A 21,248-nucleotide genomic window follows, 5' to 3' on the forward strand; every position below is an offset into this window, starting at 1 on the left:
GGTAGGTTGGCGTCATACACCTGCCCTCCGGGGGCAAGCGGCATTTGCGCCGGCTGGCGCAAATTCATCGGCACGGGCGTGGGGTTCGCTTTCCTCATCGCCGTGCCTGCGGCGGCACCGGGCTGTCCTTCAGCACCACGCCGTCCGCGTCGATCCGTTCGATCTCGGCGCCGTTCTTCAGCACCGCGCCTTCGAAATAGCGCGCGCCGTTGGCAAGCTGCACGGAGCGCGTACCGTTGCCGTCCTCGGTAATGCTGACCACGCGCGCCGGGAACACGCCCTGCCAGTTCTCCATGCGCCCCTCGCGCAACTGGCGGCGCTTGCTGTCGGCGGTTTCGCGATAGTCGATCTTGTCCGACACCAGCACGCCGGGATGCAGGTCCTCGATCACGCGCTTGACCTTGTCGCGCCCGCCCACCGGATCGGCGGTGCCGGTCAGCAGCACGCGGCCCTGGCCCTGGTAGGCGATGCCCACGCCGGGCTCGTCGATATAGCGCTGGATATGCTCGATCAGGTCATCGGCCGAGCGCACCTGCTGCTGCACGCCACGGCCATACGGCGCCAGCGCCTGCACGATGCGCTGCCGGTCGACGCGCGAATTGACGAAGCCCTTGACCGTGACCGTGCCGTTGGGCAGCGACACCACTTCCAGCTCCGGATACGCGGCCACCGTCTTGCGCACCGCCGCGGGGTCGGCCTGCTGCGCGCGCGGCGCGAGCCCCGCATTGGCAAAGGTCGCGGCCATCCAGCCGGCGCCCACCAGCAGCACCACGCCCAGCAGGCCCGCGCCGGCCAGCAGCCAGCGGTTCGGCCCGCGGCCGGCGGCCTGCTGCGCATCGGCATCGCGCGCGGCGCGGCGGCCGGACTCGGCCCAGGCAAACAGCGTGTCGGTGGTTTCGGACGCGCCCGGCTGCGCGCGCAGCAGTTCCACGTCGAGCGCGCCGATGGTCAGGATGTCGCCGCCGGCCAGCGCAAAGGCGCGCTGCGTGGTGGGACGGCCGTTGACCTGCACGCCGGCTTCGCCGATGCGTTCGGCGGACACCGCCAGGTCGCCCACGTTCAGCACCAGGTGGCGCGGCTGCACGTCGGTGCCGGGCACGCTGATATCGACGTCGGCGGCAGTGCCCAGCACATTGGGCCCGCGCCGCAGCGTAACCAGGCGGCCGTAGACATCGCCGCCGAGAAAGCGCAGCGTCCAGCCAGAGGCGCCTTGCGCCGCGTGATCGGTGCGATCGGAGCGATCGTAGAGGGACTCGGCCATCAGCTCATCCCCGGAACGATCAGGCGCGGCGTCAGCAGGTAGAAGCGCTCCATGTTGTTCTGGCGCTTCTCCTGGTACTTGAACAGGTTGCCGATGATCGGCACGTCCTGCAGCAGCGGCACGCCCGAGGTGGCGTTGATCTTCTCTTCGGTGGTATAGCCGGCGATCAGCAGGCTCTTGCCTTCATCCACCATGGCCTGCGTGGTGATCGAGCGGCGCCGCACCACCGGGATGTTGTCGACAGTCTCGCCCGACAGGTTGCCGTCGGCGATATCGATGGTCAGCATCACCGCGCGGTTCTGCTTCTCGTCCACGACCAGCGGCGTCACGCGCACCGCCGTGCCGGCGGTCACGTTGAACAGGCCCGCGTCCTGGAACCCGTCGACACGCACGTAGAACTCCTGCAGGTTCTCCAGCGCCGCTTCGGTGTTGTCGAGCGTCAGCACCTTGGGCCGCGCGACAAAATTCGCCTGCCCGCGCTCGGCCAGCGCCTTGACCCGCGTCAGCAGGTAGCGCGTGACGTCGCTGCCGATGGCGCCGGTGAACTGCAGCCCGCTGCCCACCGCCGCGGCCGTGGTGCCGGCCTCGGTGGTCAGGTTGCCGAAGGCGAGCCCCGGATTGCCGTTGCCGCCGCCAAGCTGCACGTCGACGTGGCGCGTATGCAGGCGCCAGTCGACGCCCAGGCTGTCGAGGTCGGCCTGGCTGATATCCATGATAGTGACCTCGATCTCCACCAGCCGCGGCTTGACGTCCAGCGATTCGATCAGGCGCCGGTACTGCGCCATCTTGTCCGGGGTGTCGCGCACGATCACCGCGTTGAGCCGGGTATCGGCCTGGAACTGCGGCAACTGGCCGCTGCCCCAGTTGCTCTGCATGCCCATGCCCATCTCGCCGCCGCCCATGGCGTCCAGCATCTGCGACGGGTCCGCGCTGGGAATGCCCATGCCGCCGCCACCGCCCTCGCCCATGCGCAGCTTGGCCTGGCGCGTCGCGCCGCGGCTGGTGCTCAGGCTCGGGCCGGTGCCGGTGGCCGGGGCGCGGTTGCGCCCGTACAGGTTGCGCAGCACGGTGACCACGCCCGGCACGGTCATCTCCTTGCCGGCGCGGTTGATGCGGAAGTCAGACGCCCACGAATACTTGAGCGGGAAAAGCTGGATCTCGGCGCGCTCGTCGGCGATCGAGCGATCATCCACCGCGCGCACCGCGGCGCGCACAGTCTCGACATAGCGCTTGGGCCCCGAGACCATCAGCGTGCCTTCGGCATCGTTGATGGTGATCGGGTAGCGTGAATCCGGCACCTGCATCCGCTCCAGCGAATCGCGCAGCCGCATGCCCGAGCCGCGCGCGATCGGCAGCACCTCGCTGCGCGCTTCGCTGGCCACGTCGATATAGAGCAGCGAGCCGTCGTAGTAGTAGGTCAGCCCGAACATCGAACAGACGCTCTTCAGGATGTGCTGCGCCGACTCGTTGAACTTGCCGCTGATGGTGCCCTCGACCTTGGGGTCGATCACCGCGGTGGTGCCCTGCGAAGCGGTCAGCTCGCGCAGGAAGTCAGGCAGCCGCTTCTCGCTGGCGGACACCTGGAACGGCTTGTTGGGCCAGCGCAGGTCGGCCGCGCGCGCGGGCTGCAGCGCGGCGCACAGCAGCAGGCTGTACAGCCACAGCCGCGCCATCCCCTGCAACCAGTGCCGGCGGGCCAGTATGCGGCCGGTCGATCCGAGTTCCCCGTGGTGCCCCAGCGTCATGTCAGTCTGCTTGTCGGTTGTTGTTCTTGCCTGTGGATGCATGGCGCCCCTCGCGCTCAGAGGAACGTCAGCATGGTCTGCAGCGCGCGCTGCGCGAACTTCATCACCTCGCCGCCGAGCCAGCCGCCCAGCAGCACCAGCGACACCAGCACCGCGATCAGCCGCGTCGAGGTGCCGATGCTCTGGTCCTGGATCTGCGTTACCGCCTGCAGCACCGCCACCACCAGCGCCACCACGGTGCCGATCAGCACCACCGGCAGCGTGACCCACAGCACCACCAGCAGTGCCTGGCGCGTGATGTCGAGGATGGTGTCGGCGGTCATCGGTGGTTGGCCTTCATGTGCTCTCACTCGCCGGCCGGGTTCTGGATCCAGCCCACCGGCACCAGCGTCACGTCCTCGTCCACCTCCTGGTACGACAGCACCGGGATGCGCGGCGCCACCGGCTCGATCAGCCGCTTGATATAGCGGCGCACGTCCACGCTGACCACCACCACCACGCGCGCGCCACCGGCCTTCTCGCCGGCCTTTTCCAGCAGCACGCGCAGCTGCTCGCGGATATCGCGGGTCACGTCGTGGCTCAGCAGCAGCAGGTTGCCGCGCGCGGCCTTCTCGATCGCGCCCTGCACGCGCGCTTCCAGCGCGGGTTCGAACAGCACCGCATCAAGCGAACGGCTTGCGCCCACATGGCGGCTGGTGATCAGCCGGCCCAGGTCGACGCGCACCAGCTCGGTCAGCGCGATCGCATCGGTCTCCTTGGGCGCCCACGTCACCAGGCTCTCGAAAATCGTGCGCAGGTTGCGGATGGGCACGCCTTCCTGCAGCAGCCGGCGCAGCACGTCGGTAATGCGCTGCAGCGGCACCACGCGCGCCAGTTCCATCACCAGGTCCGGCGCCTCCGCCTGGACCACGTGGATCATCGACTGCACGTCCTGGATGCCCAGCAGCGGCGCGGCATGCTGCTTGATCACCGCGCCCACGTGGACCGCAAGCACTTCCTCGCACGCCAGCGTGCGCACGCCTTCCGGGTTCTCGCCGCTGGCCGGCGCGGGCACCCACACCACTTCCTGGAAGGGCCCGAACGGCGCGCCGACCTCGGCCTCGCCCTGGTCGACGCGGGCGCGCGCGCCCGGCTCCAGCAGGCGCTTGCCGGGCCGCAGCACGCCGCCGGAAGCCACCACGTCCTGCACGCGGATCGCATAGGCATCGCGCTCGGCCATCGGCCGGTGCTGGATGCGCAGCCGCGGAAACACCATGCCGAGCTCGGCCTCGACCTCGCCCTTGGCGGTGGTCATGCGCTGCTCGAACAGGCGCAGGTCGATGCGCCCCCGCAGTCCCTCATCCAGTTCCAGCGCCAGCGCCGGCGCCACCGCCGCCTGCGTGCCTTCGCGCGCGGCGCTGTCGGCGTCGTCCGCCATCTCGATCCAGGTCACGGTGCCGGTGGTGCGCTGCGCGCGCCGCAGCAGCAGGTAGCCGCCGCCTGCCACCACCAGCGCCATCAGCCCGAAGGTCCATTTAGGAAAGCCGGGCACCACCACGAACACGGCGATCGCCAGGCCCGACACCACCAGCGCCTTGGGCTGCGCCAGGATCTGCTTGCCGATCACGTTGCCCAGGTTCAGCGAACGGGTGCGGTCCTCGTCCGACGACACGCGGGTAATCACCACGCCGGCCGCGATCGACACCAGCAGCGACGGGATCTGCGACACCATGCCGTCGCCGATGGTCAGGATGGCGTAGCGCTGCAGCGCGTCGCCGATGCTCATGTCCTTCATCAGCGTGCCGATGGTGATGCCCGCCAGGATATTGACCAGCGCGATCACCACGCCGGCGATGGCATCGCCCTTGACGAACTTCATCGCGCCGTCCATGGCGCCGTGGAGCTGGCATTCCTGCTCCAGCGCGCGGCGGCGCTCCTGCGCCTGGCCGGCGGTGATGGTGCCGGCGCGCACGTCGGCGTCGATGCTCATCTGCTTGCCCGGCATCGCGTCCAGCGCAAAACGCGCACCCACCTCGGCCACGCGCTCAGAGCCCTTGGCGATGACGATGAACTGCACGATCGCGATGATCAGGAACACCACGCCGCCGACCACCACGTTGTTGCCGACGATCAGCTTGCCGAAGGTGTCGATGATGTGGCCCGCGTTGGCGTGCAGCAGGATCAGCTTGGTCGAGGCAATGTTCAGCGACAGCCGGAACAGCGTGGTGAACAGCAGCAGCGACGGGAAGGTCGACAGCGACAGCGCCGACGGGATATAGGTGGCGACGATCAGCAGCGTCAGGCTCATGCCCAGGTTGATCGTCAGCAGCAGGTCCAGCAGGAAGGTGGGCAGCGGCAGCACGAACAGCGCGATCACCGCGAACAGCAGCAGCGTCAGCGCCAGGTCTGACTGGCGCGACGCCGCCGCGGCCATCTGCTGCAGGCCCGGCGCCCCGGGGCCAAGGCCGCGGGGGAAAGCAGTGAGGTTAGCCGGAAGTTTTGCCATCGCCCTTGCTGGTGGGGATCAGTGGGCGCAGTGTATGGCCGCCCCTGCACAGCGACCAGTACCGAGGATTCGTAGCGGCTGCGGCACATTTCGTAACTTCTCGTAACTGCGGGGGCACGCCTACAAGGGCTCGTAGTGGACGCGGCTGCACCCGGCTGCGTATCGTTCGAACTCGTTGCGCCGACCTCGACGTCCGACGGGAATTGCCTGCCGATATGCCATCCAGCCTGCATCGCCAAACGCCAGCCCCTGTGCCCGCGCCCACTGCGCGCGTGACCGTGCATGCGGCCGACACGGCCGCGCGCCTGGTGACGGCATCGCTCGATGCCTCGCCGGCGCTGCCGCATCTGGAGCCGGAGATCGCGCGGCTGTCCAACCGGCTGATCTGCCGTACCGCGCCATTGCAGGTGCGGGTGGCGGGCCTGGACTGGCAGTTGCGCTTCGTGCCCGCCGATCCGGCGATCGCCACGCGCGCCGATGCAGGCTACGCCTTCACGCTCGGCAGCAGCCACGGCGTGCTGCGCTGGGACGTGGCCAGCGAACGGTTGCTGCTGGGCGAGCCCGGCGCGGCCGAATCGCTTCCCGGCCTGCTGCGCCATGCATTGATCGCCGATGCGCTGGCCGATGCCGTGGCGGCGCTGTGCCGCACGCAGCCGGACGCGTTCACCTGGCAGCCCGACGCCGGCCGCGCGCAGGCTGCGCCATCCGCGCATGCCTTCGGCTTTGAACTGCGCCGCGACACCGCGCCGACGCGGCTGCGCGGCACGCTGCAGCTCGACCAGCCCGAGCGGCTCGCCGCGGCGCCCGCCGGCCGCCTCCCCGCGCACGCCGCATGGACCGAAAGGCTGGCCGTGCCGCTCGCCGTGCGTATCGGCACCACGCGGCTGGCCGTGGGCGAAATGCGCGGCATCGAGCCCGGCGACATCCTCGGCATCGACCACTGGCACTCTCAGGGCAGCGCGCTGGTCGTGCGCTGCACCACCGGCCGCAACGGCCCCGGCTGGACCGCCCTGGCCGAGGGCCGGCGGCTGATCGTGCAGCCCGGTGGCGCGGATAGAACAGACGTTTCAAACGGAGCGCATATGGAAGAACGAGACAACGCGCAGCAGCCGCAGCCCATCCCCCATCCCGATGCCGCGCAGCCGCCGCTGTCGCGCCTCGACAACCTGGAGGTCACGCTGCGCTTTGAAGTGGGCGATGTGGCGGTGCCGCTGGCCGAACTGCGCGCGGTGGGCCCCGGCTATGTATTCGAGCTGCCGCAGCCGCTCAAGCAGAGCGAGGTGCGCATCGTCGCCAATGGCAACCGCATCGGCACCGGCACGCTGATCGCGGTGGGCAACCGCCTCGGCGTGCGCATCACCGGCTTCGCCGCCGGCGACGCATAGATACCGCAGCAGCGCGATGAACAGCGGACTCTACAACCCGGTACTGATCCTCACCGTCATCCTGACGTTCGGCATCGCGCCGTTCGTCGCGCTGATGGTCACCAGCTATACCAAGCTGGTGATCGTGTTCGGCCTGCTGCGCGCCGCGCTCGGGCTGCAACAGGTGCCGCCGAACATGGTGCTCAACGGCATCGCCATCATCCTGACGGCCTACATCATGGCCCCGATCGGCTCCGACGCCTTCGACGCCATCAAGCGCCGCGCGGATGCCAACACCGCGTTCAACGTCAACGACGTGGTCACCGTCTACGATGCGGTCAGCGGGCCGTTGAAGGCGTTCCTGGTCAAGCATACCGAGGAGCGCAATCGGACGTTCTTTGTCCAGTCAGCCAAGCGCATCTGGCCGGAAGGCCGCGCCGAAGACCTGAAGTCGGACGACATGATGGTGCTGATCCCGAGCTTTACGCTGTCGGAGCTGACGCGGGCTTTCCAGATCGGCTTCGTGGTTTATCTGGTGTTTGTGGTGGTGGACCTGATCGTCGCGGCGATCTTGCTGTCGCTGGGGATGTCGATGGTGGCGCCGACCACGATATCGGTACCGTTCAAGTTGTTGTTGTTCGTGATGCTGGAGGGGTGGACGCAGTTGATACAGGGGTTGGTGTTGTCGTATCGGTGAGCTTCGGCGCAATCGCTCAAACCCCTACAGGCCGGGCCCCTCTCCCGCAAGCGGGAGAGGGGAGCAGACCAGCAGCAGGCCACGGAAAGAAGTGTCAGATCACCTTCTCCGCGCGCAGACGCTCCAGCTCTTGCGCACCAATGCCACACCGCGCATAGACCTCGGCATTGTGCTCCCCCACGTCCGGCCCCGTACGCGGCGGCAGCGGCGAATAGCCTGAAAACCGCGGCACCACGCACGGCGCCGGCACGGAACCGAGGTCAGCATCCGGCAGCCGCACGATGGCCTGCCGCGCCACCGCCTGCGGGTCGTCAGCAATATCCGCGATGCTGAACACCTTGCTGAACGGCACCTGCCGCGCCTCCAGCATTGCCGCGACATCGGCATAGGCCCGCGCCGCAAACCACTGCGCAATACGCCCATCCAACGCGTCGAGATGGCGCACCCGCGCGGCATTGGTGGCGTACTCTGGCGCCTGCGCCAGTTGCGGCGCATCCATGGCCTCTGCCAGGCGGCGGAAGGTGGCATCGGACGAGGCCACCACCGTGACCCACACATCGTCCGCGGTGCGGTACATGTTCGACGGCGCAGCATACGTGGTGCGATTGCCGGCGCGCTGCCGCACCCGTCCCAGTTGCTCGTACTCCACCGCCAGCGGGTCCAGCAGGCGAAACAGCGCTTCGGTCGCGGCCAGGTCGATTTCCCGGCCGGACAACTCTGGCCGCGCGCGCTGCTCCGCCACCGCGGTGGCGATGGCAAAGGCACCGAACAGCCCGGCGATCATGTCGCCCACCGGGTAGTTCATATGCATCGGCCCGCTCTCCTCGCTGCCGGCGAGGCAGGTGAAACCGCTCCTCGCCTCGAAGATCCGCGCAAAGCCGGGCCGCGCTGCATCCGGCCCGGTCTGGCCGAAACCGGTCAGCCGCAGCACGATCAGCCGCGGATTAGCCGCATGCAATGTTTCCAGGTCCAGCCCCCAGCGCGCCAGCGTACCGGTGCGGAAGTTCTCCACCAGCACGTCGAACTGCGGCAGCAGCCGCAGGAAAATCTCCCGCCCCCGCGGCGTGCGCACATCGAGCGAGATGCCGCGCTTGCCGCGGTTGGTGACCTTCCAGTACAGCGCGTGTTCGTCGGTGACCGGTTCCAGTCCGCGCAGCGGATCGCTGCCGTCGGGCAGTTCCAGCTTGACCACGTCCGCGCCCATGTCGGCGCACAAGGTGGCGGAGAACGGTCCGGCCACCACCGTGGCCATGTCGAGGATGCGGAGGCCGCTGAGCGGGCCTGCCGATTGTGCGTCGGGCGATACCCGGTCCTTGCTGCTGTGTGCCATGGCGGATTCCTTGGGTGGCGTTCAACAGGCAAGGTGGCAGGCCGCCATCGCTTGGGCAAGTACGGTTTCGCTGTGCGGAACGCTCGTGCTACAAGATTGACTCCCCCTTCGACGGATCCGAGCATGGAACCCAAGCAACCACCGCCAGACATGGAACGCACCCTGGAACGCACACCGCCGGGCCTCGCGGACGAAGAAGGGCTGGCCACCGACCGCCAGTTCGCCACCAACCTGGCCCGCGGGCTGGAAGTGCTGCGCGCCTTTACGCCGTCCAGCCCGGTGCTGGGCAACCAGGACATCGTGGTGCGCACCGGCCTGCCCAAGGCCACGGTGTCGCGGCTGACCTACACGCTGGGCCTGCTGGGCTTCCTGAGCCGCGTGCCCGGCAACCAGAAGTACCGCCTGGGCGCGGGCGTGCTGGCGCTGGCCTACCCGATGCTGGCCGGGCTGGCGATACGCCAGGTGGCACGGCCGTACATGGAGGCGATTGCGCGCGAGACCGGCTGCACGGTGAACCTGGGCATGCGCGAGCGGCTGTCGGTGGTGTACGTGGACAGTTGCCGGCTCGACCCCGGCAACTTCTACCAGCCGGATATCGGCAGCACGCGGCCGCTGCTGGCCAGCGCGATCGGCCGCGCCGTGCTGCTGGCGTGCAGCGCCGACGAGCGCACGGCGGTGCTGAACCGGCTGCGCGTGGCCGATCCGGAACGGTTCCACCAGGAGAAAGCGATGTGGGCGAATGACCAGAAGCACTACCGCACGCACGGCTACTGCGTGAGCCGCGGCGAATGGCGGCCCGAGATCCATGCGATCGCGGCACCGATCCGCCAGTCGCTGCATGAAGACCCGTTCGCGCTGAACTGCACCATCGCCGCGGCGCGCAACCGCGACAACATGCTGGAGCGCGAGGTCGCCCCGCGGCTGCGCGAGGCGGTGCGGCAGATCGAACTGAACTGCGCACGCTGACGGGACAGAAGGACCCGCCGGCAGCAAGCCGGCATCCCAGAGCGGCCCGCACGAGGCCGCCACCGGCCGGGGACGAACCCCGGCAGACAACCCAGGAGACAAGATGGACACCCTCCAACCGTTGCGCCGGCGCCTGGCCGCCGGCATGCTGGCCTGCGCCGCGCTGATGCCGGCGGCAGCCGGCGCGGCACCCGACAGTGGCGCGCGCTTTCCGGACCGGCCGGTGCGGATCATCGTGCCATTCTCGGCGGGCGGCGTGGTGGATTCCGTCACGCGCATCACCGCCGAACGGATGGCACAGGTGCTGCGACAGCCAGTCATCGTCGAGAACAAGACCGGCGCCGGCGGCGCGATCGGCGCGGACCTGGTCGCCAAGGCGCCGGCAGATGGCTATACGCTGCTCGCGGTCAGCCCCAGCTACGTGGTCGGGCCGTTGCTCAACAACCGGGTGCAGGGCAAGAACGGCAAGGATTGCCGCGCCGTCGCGGGGCTGGGCGCGGTGCCCAACGTGATCGTGGTCCCGGCGGCGTCGCCATTGCGCACGCTGCCGGAGCTGCTCCAGAGCGCGCGCAGCCAGCCCGGCACCCTGACGTACGCCAGTGCGGGCGTCGGCACGTCGAACCACCTGTCGGCGGAACTGCTGGCGCAGATGACGCACGTCAAGCTCAGCCACGTGCCGTACAAGGGCCAGCCTGAGGCCCTGTCCGACGTGCTCGGGGCGCGCGTGTCGATGATGGCGCTGACTACCGCTATTGCGCGCCAGCAGGTGCAGAGCGGCAAGCTGCGCGCGCTGGCGGTGACTTCGGCAAAGCGCTCGGCGTCGATGCCGGACGTGCCCACGGTGGCTGAAGCCGCCCGCCTTCCGGGCTACGAAGTGGGCGCCTGGTTTGGCCTGGTCGCGCCGCGCGGCACCCCTGACGCCGTGGTGCGCAAGCTGGCCGATGCTGCCACCCAGGCCGCCTCCGACCCGGCCACGGCGCGCCGCCTGGCGGAACTCGGCATGGATGTCGCGCCGCAATCGGCCGCCGCGTTCGACCGCTTCCTGGACAGCGAATCGCTGAAGTGGGCCGGCGTGCTGAAGACCGCCGGCATCACCGCACAGTAACAGCGGCTACGCAGCCGCGCCCGCCCCCCTCTTCCCTCCACTCACCGCAAACACCCATGATCCGCGACCCTGCCCGCCAGCAAGCCCTGCTGGCCGACCTCCGCCGCTTCGTGCTGGAAACCTGCATCCCGCTCGAGGCGGAAATCGACCGCACCGACGTGATCCCCGAGCCTGTGGTCGAACAGATGCGCCGCCTCGGCCTGTTCGGTCACAGCATCCCCGAGGCCTACGGCGGCGCCGGGCTGACGACCGAAGAGCTGGCGCTGGTCAACATCGAGGTCTCGCAGGCCGCCACCGTGTTCCGCGCCCGCTTTGGCGGCAATACCGGCATTGCCTCGGAATCGCTGGTGGCAGACGGGACCGAGGAACAGAAGCAGCGTTACCTGCCAAGGCTGGCGTCCGGCGAGGTCACCGGCTGCTTTGCGCTGACCGAGCCCGAAGCGGGTTCCGACGCCACCTCGCTGCAGACCACCGCGCGCCGTGACGGCGACCATTACGTGCTCAACGGCAGCAAGTGCTTTATCACCAATGCCCCGATCGCGGACCTGTTTACCGTGTTTGCCCGCACCGATCCCGAGCTGCCGGGTGCCCACGGCATCAGCGCCTTCCTGGTCGAGCGCGGCACGCCGGGCCTGACCACCAGCGCCCCCGAGCGCAAGATGGGGCAGCACGGCTCGCCGGTTGGCGATGTCTACCTGCGGGATTGCCGCGTGCCGGCCAGCGCCATCGTCGGCGGCAAGCCCAATGTCGGCTTCAAGACCGCGATGAAGGCGCTGAACAAGCAGCGCATCAACCTGGCAGGCCTGTGCGTCGGCCCCGCCATCCGGCTGGTCGACGAGATGGTCCGCTACGCGGCGCAGCGCCGCCAGTTCGGCAAGCCGATTGCCGACTACCAGCTGGTGCAGCAGATGATCGCCGACAGCAATACCGAGCTGCACGCCGCGCGCGCGCTGGTGCTCGACACCGCGCGCAAGCGCGATGCGGGCGAGGACGTGACGATGGAGGCATCGATGTGCAAGCTGTTCGCCTCGGAAATGGCAGGCCGGGTGGCGGACCGCGCCGTGCAGGTCTTCGGCGGCAGCGGTTATATGGCCCGCACCGTGGCCGAGCGCTTCTACCGCGACGTGCGGCTGTTCCGGCTGTACGAAGGCACCACGCAGATCCACCAGCTCAATATCGCGCGTCGGACCATGGAGGCACGCGGTGGCGCGCTAGAGGGAGCAGGCGCAGGCTGATTGCCTGCCCGCCCTCATGCGGCTGCGGCGCGCTGCACCGAGCGTTTGCTTGCCCCGCTCAGCCCGGACGGCGCCTCGAGCCGGGGCGCCAGCCGCAGGCCAAGGGCGTAGTCGGCCCGCTGGGCCCGCTGCGCGAGGCAATCGACCCTTATTGATTTGCTGAATAGGGCATATAACCGCGATTCTATTGGCTGATTTCCCATGCTGACCCATCATTCCGTCACGACTACGACAACGATACGGAGACGGCATGGAAGTCCTCGTCCTCCCCCAAGGGCAGCGCCTGGCGGTTCCCCATGGTGAAAACCTGCTGACTGCCCTGCAGCAACACGGCGTTTCCATTTCCTACAGCTGCATGGCCGGACGCTGCGGCACGTGCCGCTGCCGCGTCGTCGACGGCGATATCCATGAAGCCGGGGGCTATGCCTTCCACAATTCCGACCACCAACGCGACCGCCACGTGCTGGCGTGCCAGTCGGTCGTGACCGGCGATTGCGCCATCGAGATCCCCGAACCGGACGAGGTTGTCGTCCATCCCGCACGCATCGTCAAGGCCACCGTCACGGCACTGGAAGACCTCAGCCACGATGTCCGGATGATCCGGCTGGCCCCCGCCAAGGCGCTGTCTTTCTCGCCGGGCCAGTACGCGATGCTGCAGTTCACCCCCGACCATATCCGCCCCTATTCGATGGCGCGGCTGGCGAGCGACGGCGAGCTGGAATTCCACGTCCGCATGGTCCCCGACGGCCGCGTCACCAGCTATATCCGCGACACCCTGAAGACGGGCGATACGGTACGCGTCAGCGGTCCGCTCGGCACCTCGTACCTGCGCACCCGCAACGAAGACCCGATCCTCTGCATCGCCGGCGGTACCGGCCTGGCGCCCGTGCTGTCGATCGTGCGCGGCGCGATCGAAGCCGGGCTGCGCAACCCGATCCATCTCTATTTCGGCATCCGCTCGCCCCGCGACGCCTACGGCCTGCACTGGCTGGACGAACTCGCGCAGCGCCATCCGCGCCTGCGCGTGGAAGTCGTCTCCACGCTGCCGGGCGATCCGGGCGATCCGGGCGATCCGGGCGACGCGCGCAGCGACCTCCGCACCGGCCTGGTCACCGAAGCCGTGGCGCAGGACTTCGACGCGCTGGGCGGCTGGCGCGCCTACCTGTGCGGCGCGCCGCCGATGGTCGACGCGGCCACGCTGCTGCTGCGCGACAAGGGCGTGCGCCCCGAACACATCTATGCCGATGCGTTCTACGCCTCGGGCACCTGAAGCCAGACCGAACCCTAGATACCGACCTGGAGACAACCATGGACACCGCATCCACCCCGACCGATCCGGTCTGGCAAGACGACGGCATCAGCCGCATCCCGTTCCGCGTCTATACCGATCACCAGCTCTACCAGCGCGAACTCGAGCGCTGCTTCTACCGCGGCCACTGGAACTACGTCGGCCTCGAGGCCGAGATCCCCAACCCCGGCGACTTCAAGCGCACCGGGATCGGCGAACGCTCGGTGATCCTGGTGCGCGACCAGGAAGGCGAGATCAACGTGGTCGAGAACATCTGCGCCCACCGCGGCATGAAGTTCTGCCGCGAGCGCAGCGGCAACCGCAAGGACTTCCACTGCCCCTACCACCAGTGGAACTATGACCTGAAGGGCAATCTGCAGGGCGTGCCGTTCCGCCGCGGCGTCAAGCAGGACGGCAAGGTCAACGGCGGCATGCCGGCGGATTTCAGGCCGCAGGACCATGGGCTGACGCGGCTCAAGGTCGCAGTGCGCGGGGGCGTGGTGTTTGCGTCGTTCGACCATGAGGTCGAGCCGCTGGAGGACTTTCTGGGTCCGGAGATCACCGGCTACTTCGATCGCCTGTTCAACGGCCGCAAGCTGAAGATCCTCGGCTACAACAAGCAGCGCATCCCGGGCAACTGGAAGCTGATGCAGGAGAACATCAAGGACCCCTATCACCCGGGCCTGCTGCACACCTGGTTCGTGACCTTCGGCCTCTGGCGCGCCGACAACAAGTCGCGCCTGGTGATGGACCCACAATTTCGTCACGCCGCGATGGTTTCCACGCGCGGCCAGGGCGGCAAGGGTGAGGTGACCTCGGGCGTGGCCAGCTTCAAGGACCAGATGGCGCTGCAGGACGACCGCATCCTCGACATCGTGCACGAGCCCTGGTGGGGCGATCCCACCGCGGTAATGATGACGGTGTTCCCCAGCGTGATCTTCCAGCAGCAGGTCAACTCGGTGTCGACGCGGCATATCCAGCCGAACGGCCCGGATTCGTTCGACTTCGTCTGGACGCATTTCGGCTTCGAGGACGATACCGACGAAATGACGCGGCGCCGGCTGCGCCAGGCCAACCTGTTCGGGCCGGCGGGCTTTGTCTCCGCCGACGATGGCGAGGTCATCGAATGCTCGCAGGAGGGCTTTGCGCAGAAGCCCTGGCACCGCGTGCTGGCCGAGCTCGGCGGCACCACCGCCGAGAACACCGACCATATGGTCACCGAGACGCTGATCCGCGGCATGTATGCCTACTGGCGCAAGGTGATGGAGATCTGACCATGGACTTCCAGGATTACTACGCCCTGCTTTCGCTCTACGCCGACTACACCGCCGTGGTGGACAACGGCGAATGGGACAAGTGGCCCGACTTCTTCACCGACGACTGCGTCTACCGCCTGCAGCCGCGCGAGAACTACGAACGCGGCCTGCCGCTGGCGACGCTGTCGTTCGAGAGCAAGGGCATGCTGAAGGACCGCGTCTTCGGCATCCGCGAAACGCTGTTCCACGACCCCTACTACCAACGCCATATCGTGGGCGCGCCGCTGGTGCGGCAGGCCGATGGCGAGCGGATCGTTGCCGAAGCCAACTACGCGGTGCTGCGCACCAAGCCCGACCAGCTCACCGACGTGCTCAACACCGGCCGCTACCTCGACAGCATCGTGCGCACGCCGCAGGGCCTGCGCTTTGCGTCCCGCCTTTGCATCTTCGACAGCGAGATGATCCCCAACTCGCTGATCTATCCCATCTAGGAGACAAGCATGACGACAGAAACCTGGATCGAGGCCGCCGCGCTCGCCAGCGTGCCGCAGGACGATGTGATCGCCATCGAGGTCCAAGGCCGCGAGATCGCGCTGTATGGGATCGATGGCAAGGTCTTTGCCACCGACAATATCTGCACCCACGGCCATGCGCGGCTGTGCGACGGCTTCCTCGACGGCCACGAGATCGAATGCCCGCTGCACCAGGGCAAGTTCGACGTCAGGAATGGCACGGCACTGTGCGCGCCACTGACCGAAAATATCCGCGCGTACCCGGTGCGGATCGATGGCGGCAAGGTATACCTCGATCTCGGCTAACCAGCCCCCTACTCCGAGAACAACTCGAACACCTGCGTGCGCAGCCACTGGTTTGCCGGATCCCGGTGGTAGCGCGCATGCCAGAACAGGTTGATCTGGATATCCGGCAGGTCCACCGGGTGCTTGACGTACTTCAGCCCGAAGTACTTGGCGCTGCGCTCGGCGAACTTCTCTGTCACCGTGGCGATCAGGTCGGTGCTGGCGACGATATCGGCGAGCGCGACAAAGTGCGGCACCCTTAGGCGGATACGCCGCTGCACGCCGCGCCTGGCCAGGATCTCGTCGACGCGCGCATGGCCGGTGCCGGCCGCGGTCACCACCACGTGGTCGGCTTCCTCGAAGTCGCGCAGCCGGATGGTGCGTTTGTCCAGCGCATGGCCGGGCCGGAACATGCAGACATAGCGCTGGCGGAACAGCCGGCGCTGGAAAAACTCGGAGGTCAGCTCGGGCAAGTGGCCTACGGCCAGGTCGATCTTGCCCTGGCTCATCTCCTCGGCGAGATTCACCGCGGCATTGCGCACCGTGGCCACCGATACGCCCGGCGCCAGCTCGCGCAGCGCGCCCATCAGCCTGGGGATGAAATGGACTTCGCCGATATCGGTCATGGCGATGCGGAAGTCGCGCTCGCTGCGCGCCGGCTCGAAGTCGACCTTGCGGTTGAGCGCGGTGTGCAGCGCATCCAGCGCATATGACACCGGCTCGGCAAGTTCCAGTGCCAGCGGTGTCGGCAGCATGCCCTTGGCGCTGCGCACGAACAGGTCATCGTCGAAGATGCGGCGCAGCCGCGCCAGCGCATTGCTGACCGCCGGCTGGCTCAACTCCAGCGCCCTGGCTGTGCCAGAGACGGTGCGCAGGCGCAGCAGGTGTTCGAATACCACCAGCAGGTTCAGGTCGACGTTGTGCAGCTCCATGTTTCGCTCCGCGCTGCATATTGATGTAGTGAATGAGGAGATGCGCGGTCATTCTAAACATTTATTCGCGGTGGCGCGCCCACCACCCCGATCAAGAGGAGGATCCGCCATTTCGAGCCCCATTGCGGGCTCGATATGCACCCATTTGGGGCGTATTGATAAATGCAGCTTCAAAGCGCTTTCGGATTTTCACGCCTAAACACAATCGGCCATCCCGCCTATCATTTTTCTGCGCCCTGTTAATTCGCTACGCCGCCGCACGAACGTCATCCGCATCCGTGCCCGCCGGCGCGGCACGGCCACGCAGTTCACAATCCTGCTTCCCCACAACCTGACGCCGCCCCCGACGGCGTTTCGCTTTTCTATGGAAAGCGACCAGACAAGGACCCGAACGCATGGAAGACGTCAGCGATATCAAGATCACGCGGCGAGACCTGCTCAAGGTCGGCGCCGCCTCCGCGACGGGTGTTGCCCTGCCCTGCGCCGCTAATGCGCAAGAAGCCGCCAGCCGCGGCGCGCAGGGTGGCATCAGTGCCGCCGTCACCCTCGAAGTCAACGGCAAGCCGCACAAGCTCCGACTGGATACCCGCACCACGCTGCTCGACGCGCTGCGCGAGCAGATGCAGCTGACCGGCACCAAGAAAGGCTGTGACCACGGCCAGTGCGGCGCGTGCACGGTGATCGTCGACGGCCGGCGCATCAATTCCTGCCTGACGCTGGCGGTGATGCACGACGGCAGCAAGGTCACCACCATCGAAGGGCTCGGCGCGCCGGGCCGGCTCCACCCGATGCAGGCGGCCTTCGTCCGGCACGACGGTTACCAGTGCGGCTATTGCACGCCGGGCCAGATCTGCTCCGCCGTGGCGGTGCTGGGCGAGATCCGTGACGGCATTCCCAGCCACGTGACCGCTGACCTGAAGGCGCGCCCGCCGCTCACCGCGGAAGAGATCCGCGAGCGCATGAGCGGCAATATCTGCCGCTGCGGCGCCTATTCCAATATCGTCGACGCGATCACCGAGGTTGCGGGGAGCAAGGCATGAAGCCCTTCAGCTATGAACGCGCCCGCTCTCCGGCCGAGGCCGCCGCGGCGGCTGCGCGCACGCCCGGCGCGCGCTTTATCGCGGGCGGCACCAACCTGCTCGACCTGATGAAGCTGGGGATCGAATCGCCGGTCCATCTGATCGACGTCAACCGGCTGGCGCTCGACCGCATCGATGCCACCCCGGAAGGCGGCCTGCGCATCGGTGCGCTGGTGCGCAACACCGACCTCGCCGCCGATCCACGCGTGCGGCGCGACTATGGCGTGCTGTCGCGCGCGCTGCTGGCCGGCGCATCGGGCCAGTTGCGCAACCGCGCCACCACCGCCGGCAACCTGCTGCAGCGCACCCGCTGCCCCTACTTCTACGACACCAACCTGCCGTGCAACAAGCGCGTGCCGGGCAGCGGCTGCTCCGCCATCGGCGGCTTCAGCCGGCAGCATGCGGTGGTGGGCGGCAGCAACAGCTGTATTGCCACGCACCCGAGCGATATGGCCGTGGCGATGCGCGTGCTCGATGCCACGGTGGAAACGGTACGGCCGGACGGCAAGGCGCGCGTGATCCCGATTGCGGACTTCCACCGGTTGCCGGGAAACACGCCGCCTATCGAGACCGCGCTGGAGCCCGGCGAGCTGATCACCGCGGTGACGCTGCCCAAGCCCATCGGCGGCGTACAGGTCTATCGCAAGGTGCGCGACCGCGCTTCGTATGCGTTTGCACTGGTGTCGGTCGCCGCCATCGTGCAGCCCGACGGCACCGGCCGGGTGGCGCTGGGCGGCGTCGCGGCCAAGCCGTGGCGCGTGGAAGCGGCCGAGGCGCAGATGCCGCAGGGCGCGCGGGCAGTTACCGAGCGCCTGCTGGCCGAGGCCCGTCCGACCGAGGAGAACCAGTTCAAGCTGACGCTGGCCTACCGTACCATCGCCGCCGCGCTGACGCAGGCAAAGGGATAGGACTTGATGAAATTCGATACCCCAGCCACCACCAACCCGATCGACCAGCTCAAGGTGGTCGGCCACCCCGTCGACCGCATCGACGGCCCGCGCAAGACCAGCGGCACCGCGCCCTATGCCTACGAGCGCCACGATGTCGCGCCCCAGGCCGCCTACGGCTATGTGGTGGGCGCCGGCATCGCCAAGGGCCGCATTGCCTCGATCAGCGTCGATGAAGCGCGCCGCGCGCCGGGCGTGATCGACATCATCACGGCCAGCAACGCGGGCAAGCTCGCCAGGGCCGGCCGCAATACCGCGACGCTGCTGGGCGGGCCGGAGATCCAGCATTACCACCAGGCCATCGCGCTGGTGATTGCGCAGACCTTCGAACAGGCCCGCGCGGCGGCGCAGCTGATCCGCGTGCGCTATGACCGGCAGCGCGGCGGCTATGACCTGGCGCAGGCGCGGGGTTCAGCCGCCAAGGTGCCGAACCGGCCGGATTCGGCGGTGGGGGATTTTGCCGGGGCCTTTGCCGCCGCGCCGGTGAAGCACGATGCCACCTACACCACGCCCGACCAGTCGCACGCGATGATGGAGCCGCATGCCACGGTCGCGGCCTGGCAGGGCGACAGGCTGACGGTGTGGACCTCCAACCAGATGATCGACTGGGCCCGCACCGACCTGGCCACCACGCTCGGCATTCCCAAGCAGAACGTGCGCGTGGTGTCGCCGTTTATCGGCGGCGGCTTTGGCGGCAAGCTGTTCCTGCGTGCCGATGTGCTGCTGGCCGCGATCGGCGCGCGCGCGGTGCGCCGCCCGGTGAAGGTGGCGCTGACGCGCCCGCTGATGATCAACAACACCACGCACCGCCCGGCCACGATCCAGCATATCCGGCTGGGGGCGACGCCGGACGGCAAGCTGACCGCGATCGGCCACGACAGCTGGTCGGGCGACCTGCCCGGCGGCAAGCCGGAGAATGCGATCCAGCAAACCCGCCTGCTCTATGCGGCGCCCAACCGGCTGAGCACGCTGCGTCTCGCGTCGCTCGATCTGCCCGAAGGCAATGCCATGCGCGCGCCCGGCGAGGCGCCCGGCATGATGGCGCTCGAAGTCGCGATGGACGAGATGGCCGAGAAGCTGGGCATGGACCCCATCGCCTTCCGCATCCTCAACGACACCCAGGTCGATCCGGAGAAACCGGGGCGCCCGTTCTCGCAGCGGCGGCTGGCCGATTGCCTGCGCATCGGCGCCGAGCGCTTCGGCTGGCAGGCGCGCAACGCAAAGCCCGGTACGCGGCGCGAGGGGCAATGGCTGGTGGGCCTGGGCGTGGCTGCGGCGTTCCGCAACAACCAGGTGATGAAGTCGGCCGCGCGCGTCAGGGTCGATGACCGTGGCATCGTCACGGTGGAAACCGACATGACCGATATCGGCACCGGCAGCTACACCATCATCGCGCAGACCGCGGCGGAGATGATGGGCGTGCCACTGGACAAGGTGCTGGTGCGGCTGGGCGACTCGGACTTCCCGGTCTCGGCCGGGTCCGGCGGCCAATGGGGCGGCAACAGCTCCACCGCCGGCGTCTATGCGGCCTGCGTGAGGCTGCGCGAGGCGATGGCGCAGAAGGCCGGCTTCAACCCGCAGGAAGCGGTGTTCGAGAACGGCCAGATCCGCGCCGGCGGACGCAGCGTGCCGCTGGCCAGCGTGGCGGCCGGGGCCGGTGAAGGCGGCATGGTTGCGGAAGACGTGCTGGAATTCGGCGACCTCGACAAGCGCTTCCAGCAATCCACCTTCGGCGGGCATTTTGTCGAAGCCGCGGTCGATATCGCGACCGGCGAGACCCGCGTACGGCGCATGCTGGCCGTCTGCGCGGCGGGGCGGATCCTGAACCCCAAGTCGGCGCGCAGCCAGGTGATCGGCGCGATGACCATGGGCGTGGGCGCGGCGCTGATGGAAGCGCTGGCCATCGACCTGCGCGTGGGCTTCTTCGTCAACCACGACCTGGCCAGCTACGAGGTGCCGGTGCATGCCGATATCCCGCACCAGGAAGTGATCTTTCTCGACGAAACCGACCCGGCCTCTTCGCCGATGAAGGCCAAGGGCGTGGGCGAACTCGGCATCAGCGGCGTGGCGGCGGCGGTGGCCAACGCGGTCTATAACGCCACCGGCGTGCGTGTGCGCGACTACCCGATCACGCTGGACAAGCTGATCGGCAAGATGCCGCTGCAGGCCTGAGGGGCGCCCCGGCCCGTTAGCGGGCCGGCTTTCCATGCGGTGCTGCCACTAGCGCACGTTGATGGTCTTCTGCGGCGTGGCTTCCTTCTTGGGCAGCACCAGCCGCAGCACGCCGTTTTCATAGACGGCGTCGACCTTGTCCTCGTCGACGTCGTTATCCAGCGCAAAGGCGCGCCGCATGGTGCCGCGGTAGCGTTCGCGGCGGATCACGCGCTCGCCCTCTTTCTCGACGCTGGAGCGCTCCACCTTGGCCGAGATCACCACGGTCCCGCGCTCCACCGACACCTCGATATCTTCCTTCCTCACGCCGGGAAGCTCCGCCGTCACCGTATAGTCCTGGTCGGTCTCGCTGACATCGACCTTGATCCCGCCGCCACCTTCGGTCGCGCCGCGCAGCGTGCGCAGCACCCCTTGCAGCATGTCGCCGATCGGTTCAATGGAGAACGGGTCGTACATCCGGTTGCTGCCCATGATGCCTCCTTGCTCTGGCGTTCGTTGCCGCAATGACCACCCGGCACCGGCCGGGCGTGACGATCGTGGCGTGGCGGCCAGCTCGGCCCTGTCAGGTCCAGCCGGCCACGTCCCCTGC

Annotated in this window: 19 protein-coding genes; 12 read left to right on the top strand and 7 right to left on the bottom strand. The window is 68.1% G+C overall.

All coding sequences use genetic code 11. The features are described from left to right. Positions 1-94: 94 nt before the first annotated feature. Genes AB1I47_RS09440 through sctV form a run of 4 tightly spaced genes read right to left on the bottom strand, consistent with a single transcriptional unit; the run spans position 95 to position 5,491 of the window. Positions 95-1,261, bottom strand: coding sequence for a type III secretion system protein SctD (locus AB1I47_RS09440; RefSeq protein WP_354683483.1), 1,167 nt, complete (start codon positions 1,259-1,261; stop codon positions 95-97). Continuing rightward, complete coding sequence (gene sctC, locus AB1I47_RS09445) at positions 1,261-3,006, bottom strand: type III secretion system outer membrane ring subunit SctC (protein ID WP_354683484.1); 1,746 nt, start codon at positions 3,004-3,006, stop codon at positions 1,261-1,263. Before sctC ends, AB1I47_RS09440 begins: the two co-directional genes overlap by 1 nt. Before the next feature lie 56 nt (positions 3,007-3,062). After that, entirely contained in the window at positions 3,063-3,329 is a 267-nt protein-coding gene (locus AB1I47_RS09450) for a flagellar biosynthetic protein FliQ (RefSeq protein WP_354683485.1), read from the bottom strand. A 23-nt stretch (positions 3,330-3,352) separates the two neighbouring features. Then, positions 3,353-5,491, bottom strand: coding sequence for a type III secretion system export apparatus subunit SctV (gene sctV, locus AB1I47_RS09455; RefSeq protein WP_354683486.1), 2,139 nt, complete (start codon positions 5,489-5,491; stop codon positions 3,353-3,355). Between the two features lie 251 nt (positions 5,492-5,742). On the opposite strand from sctV, the gene sctQ reads away from it, so the two are divergent. Next, positions 5,743-6,876 carry a type III secretion system cytoplasmic ring protein SctQ gene (gene sctQ, locus AB1I47_RS09460; RefSeq protein WP_354683487.1) on the top strand — a complete coding sequence of 378 codons (1,134 nt, stop codon included), beginning with the start codon at positions 5,743-5,745 and terminating at the stop codon, positions 6,874-6,876. Positions 6,877-6,892: 16 nt separating this feature from the next. After that, positions 6,893-7,552 carry a type III secretion system export apparatus subunit SctR gene (gene sctR / locus AB1I47_RS09465; RefSeq protein WP_354683488.1) on the top strand — a complete coding sequence of 220 codons (660 nt, stop codon included), beginning with the start codon at positions 6,893-6,895 and terminating at the stop codon, positions 7,550-7,552. A gap of 94 nt (positions 7,553-7,646) precedes the next feature. Here sctR and AB1I47_RS09470 read toward each other — a convergent pair whose 3' ends face one another. Further along, positions 7,647-8,882: a CaiB/BaiF CoA transferase family protein gene (locus tag AB1I47_RS09470; protein WP_354683489.1), complete on the bottom strand. Its 1,236-nt coding sequence runs from the start codon at positions 8,880-8,882 to the stop codon at positions 7,647-7,649. A gap of 123 nt (positions 8,883-9,005) precedes the next feature. Between AB1I47_RS09470 and AB1I47_RS09475 the strand changes: the two genes are divergently transcribed. The 7 genes from AB1I47_RS09475 to AB1I47_RS09505 all read left to right on the top strand — a co-directional run bounded on the left by AB1I47_RS09475 (position 9,006) and on the right by AB1I47_RS09505 (position 15,550). Then, positions 9,006-9,848, top strand: coding sequence for an IclR family transcriptional regulator (locus AB1I47_RS09475; protein WP_354683490.1), 843 nt, complete (start codon positions 9,006-9,008; stop codon positions 9,846-9,848). 103 nt (positions 9,849-9,951) lie between these two features. Next, positions 9,952-10,953 carry a tripartite tricarboxylate transporter substrate binding protein gene (locus AB1I47_RS09480; protein ID WP_354683491.1) on the top strand — a complete coding sequence of 334 codons (1,002 nt, stop codon included), beginning with the start codon at positions 9,952-9,954 and terminating at the stop codon, positions 10,951-10,953. 56 nt (positions 10,954-11,009) lie between these two features. Further along, positions 11,010-12,188 (top strand): acyl-CoA dehydrogenase family protein, encoded by a 1,179-nt coding sequence (locus tag AB1I47_RS09485; RefSeq protein ID WP_354683492.1) that lies wholly within the window; start codon positions 11,010-11,012, stop codon positions 12,186-12,188. 250 nt (positions 12,189-12,438) lie between these two features. Next, positions 12,439-13,458 carry a 2Fe-2S iron-sulfur cluster-binding protein gene (locus AB1I47_RS09490; RefSeq protein ID WP_354683493.1) on the top strand — a complete coding sequence of 340 codons (1,020 nt, stop codon included), beginning with the start codon at positions 12,439-12,441 and terminating at the stop codon, positions 13,456-13,458. A gap of 38 nt (positions 13,459-13,496) precedes the next feature. Further along, positions 13,497-14,750 (top strand): aromatic ring-hydroxylating dioxygenase subunit alpha, encoded by a 1,254-nt coding sequence (locus AB1I47_RS09495; protein WP_354683494.1) that lies wholly within the window; start codon positions 13,497-13,499, stop codon positions 14,748-14,750. A gap of 2 nt (positions 14,751-14,752) precedes the next feature. Next, on the top strand, positions 14,753-15,223 hold the full coding sequence (locus AB1I47_RS09500) for an aromatic-ring-hydroxylating dioxygenase subunit beta (RefSeq protein ID WP_354683495.1): 471 nt from the start codon (positions 14,753-14,755) through the stop codon (positions 15,221-15,223). Positions 15,224-15,232: 9 nt separating this feature from the next. Further along, positions 15,233-15,550 carry a non-heme iron oxygenase ferredoxin subunit gene (locus AB1I47_RS09505; protein WP_354683496.1) on the top strand — a complete coding sequence of 106 codons (318 nt, stop codon included), beginning with the start codon at positions 15,233-15,235 and terminating at the stop codon, positions 15,548-15,550. 8 nt (positions 15,551-15,558) lie between these two features. Here the strand turns inward: AB1I47_RS09505 and AB1I47_RS09510 are convergent, their stop codons facing one another. Further along, a complete protein-coding gene (locus AB1I47_RS09510; RefSeq protein WP_354683497.1) occupies positions 15,559-16,461 on the bottom strand; it encodes a LysR family transcriptional regulator in 903 nt (300 codons plus the stop codon). Between the two features lie 395 nt (positions 16,462-16,856). Between AB1I47_RS09510 and paoA the strand changes: the two genes are divergently transcribed. From paoA to paoC, 3 genes are read left to right on the top strand one after another with little or no spacing between them, the layout of a single operon-like run. Then, positions 16,857-17,501, top strand: coding sequence for an aldehyde dehydrogenase iron-sulfur subunit PaoA (gene paoA / locus AB1I47_RS09515; RefSeq protein WP_354683498.1), 645 nt, complete (start codon positions 16,857-16,859; stop codon positions 17,499-17,501). Then, positions 17,498-18,448, top strand: coding sequence for an FAD binding domain-containing protein (locus AB1I47_RS09520; protein WP_354683499.1), 951 nt, complete (start codon positions 17,498-17,500; stop codon positions 18,446-18,448). Before paoA ends, AB1I47_RS09520 begins: the two co-directional genes overlap by 4 nt. A gap of 6 nt (positions 18,449-18,454) precedes the next feature. Beyond that, positions 18,455-20,659, top strand: coding sequence for an aldehyde oxidoreductase molybdenum-binding subunit PaoC (gene paoC, locus AB1I47_RS09525; protein WP_354683500.1), 2,205 nt, complete (start codon positions 18,455-18,457; stop codon positions 20,657-20,659). 48 nt (positions 20,660-20,707) lie between these two features. Here paoC and AB1I47_RS09530 read toward each other — a convergent pair whose 3' ends face one another. Beyond that, entirely contained in the window at positions 20,708-21,130 is a 423-nt protein-coding gene (locus AB1I47_RS09530; protein ID WP_354683501.1) for an Hsp20/alpha crystallin family protein, read from the bottom strand. Positions 21,131-21,248 lie beyond the last annotated feature (118 nt).

Origin of the sequence: Cupriavidus necator (assembly GCF_040578825.1) — a bacterium.
Taxonomy (GTDB): domain Bacteria; phylum Pseudomonadota; class Gammaproteobacteria; order Burkholderiales; family Burkholderiaceae; genus Cupriavidus; species Cupriavidus necator_E.

What these genes read in the sequence shown, in the direction of transcription:
- AB1I47_RS09485 (WP_354683492.1), top strand. Translation starts at nt 11,010, where the DNA reads ATGATCCGCGACCCTGCCCGCCAGCAAGCCCTGCTGGCCGACCTCCGC.
- AB1I47_RS09470 (WP_354683489.1), bottom strand. Translation starts at nt 8,882, where the DNA reads ATGGCACACAGCAGCAAGGACCGGGTATCGCCCGACGCACAATCGGCA.
- AB1I47_RS09530 (WP_354683501.1), bottom strand. Translation starts at nt 21,130, where the DNA reads ATGGGCAGCAACCGGATGTACGACCCGTTCTCCATTGAACCGATCGGC.
- AB1I47_RS09450 (WP_354683485.1), bottom strand. Translation starts at nt 3,329, where the DNA reads ATGACCGCCGACACCATCCTCGACATCACGCGCCAGGCACTGCTGGTG.
- paoA (WP_354683498.1), top strand. Translation starts at nt 16,857, where the DNA reads ATGGAAGACGTCAGCGATATCAAGATCACGCGGCGAGACCTGCTCAAG.
- AB1I47_RS09510 (WP_354683497.1), bottom strand. Translation starts at nt 16,461, where the DNA reads ATGGAGCTGCACAACGTCGACCTGAACCTGCTGGTGGTATTCGAACAC.
- AB1I47_RS09520 (WP_354683499.1), top strand. Translation starts at nt 17,498, where the DNA reads ATGAAGCCCTTCAGCTATGAACGCGCCCGCTCTCCGGCCGAGGCCGCC.
- AB1I47_RS09490 (WP_354683493.1), top strand. Translation starts at nt 12,439, where the DNA reads ATGGAAGTCCTCGTCCTCCCCCAAGGGCAGCGCCTGGCGGTTCCCCAT.
- sctV (WP_354683486.1), bottom strand. Translation starts at nt 5,491, where the DNA reads ATGGCAAAACTTCCGGCTAACCTCACTGCTTTCCCCCGCGGCCTTGGC.
- AB1I47_RS09440 (WP_354683483.1), bottom strand. Translation starts at nt 1,261, where the DNA reads ATGGCCGAGTCCCTCTACGATCGCTCCGATCGCACCGATCACGCGGCG.
- AB1I47_RS09500 (WP_354683495.1), top strand. Translation starts at nt 14,753, where the DNA reads ATGGACTTCCAGGATTACTACGCCCTGCTTTCGCTCTACGCCGACTAC.
- AB1I47_RS09475 (WP_354683490.1), top strand. Translation starts at nt 9,006, where the DNA reads ATGGAACCCAAGCAACCACCGCCAGACATGGAACGCACCCTGGAACGC.
- AB1I47_RS09480 (WP_354683491.1), top strand. Translation starts at nt 9,952, where the DNA reads ATGGACACCCTCCAACCGTTGCGCCGGCGCCTGGCCGCCGGCATGCTG.
- paoC (WP_354683500.1), top strand. Translation starts at nt 18,455, where the DNA reads ATGAAATTCGATACCCCAGCCACCACCAACCCGATCGACCAGCTCAAG.
- sctR (WP_354683488.1), top strand. Translation starts at nt 6,893, where the DNA reads ATGAACAGCGGACTCTACAACCCGGTACTGATCCTCACCGTCATCCTG.
- AB1I47_RS09505 (WP_354683496.1), top strand. Translation starts at nt 15,233, where the DNA reads ATGACGACAGAAACCTGGATCGAGGCCGCCGCGCTCGCCAGCGTGCCG.
- AB1I47_RS09495 (WP_354683494.1), top strand. Translation starts at nt 13,497, where the DNA reads ATGGACACCGCATCCACCCCGACCGATCCGGTCTGGCAAGACGACGGC.
- sctC (WP_354683484.1), bottom strand. Translation starts at nt 3,006, where the DNA reads ATGACGCTGGGGCACCACGGGGAACTCGGATCGACCGGCCGCATACTG.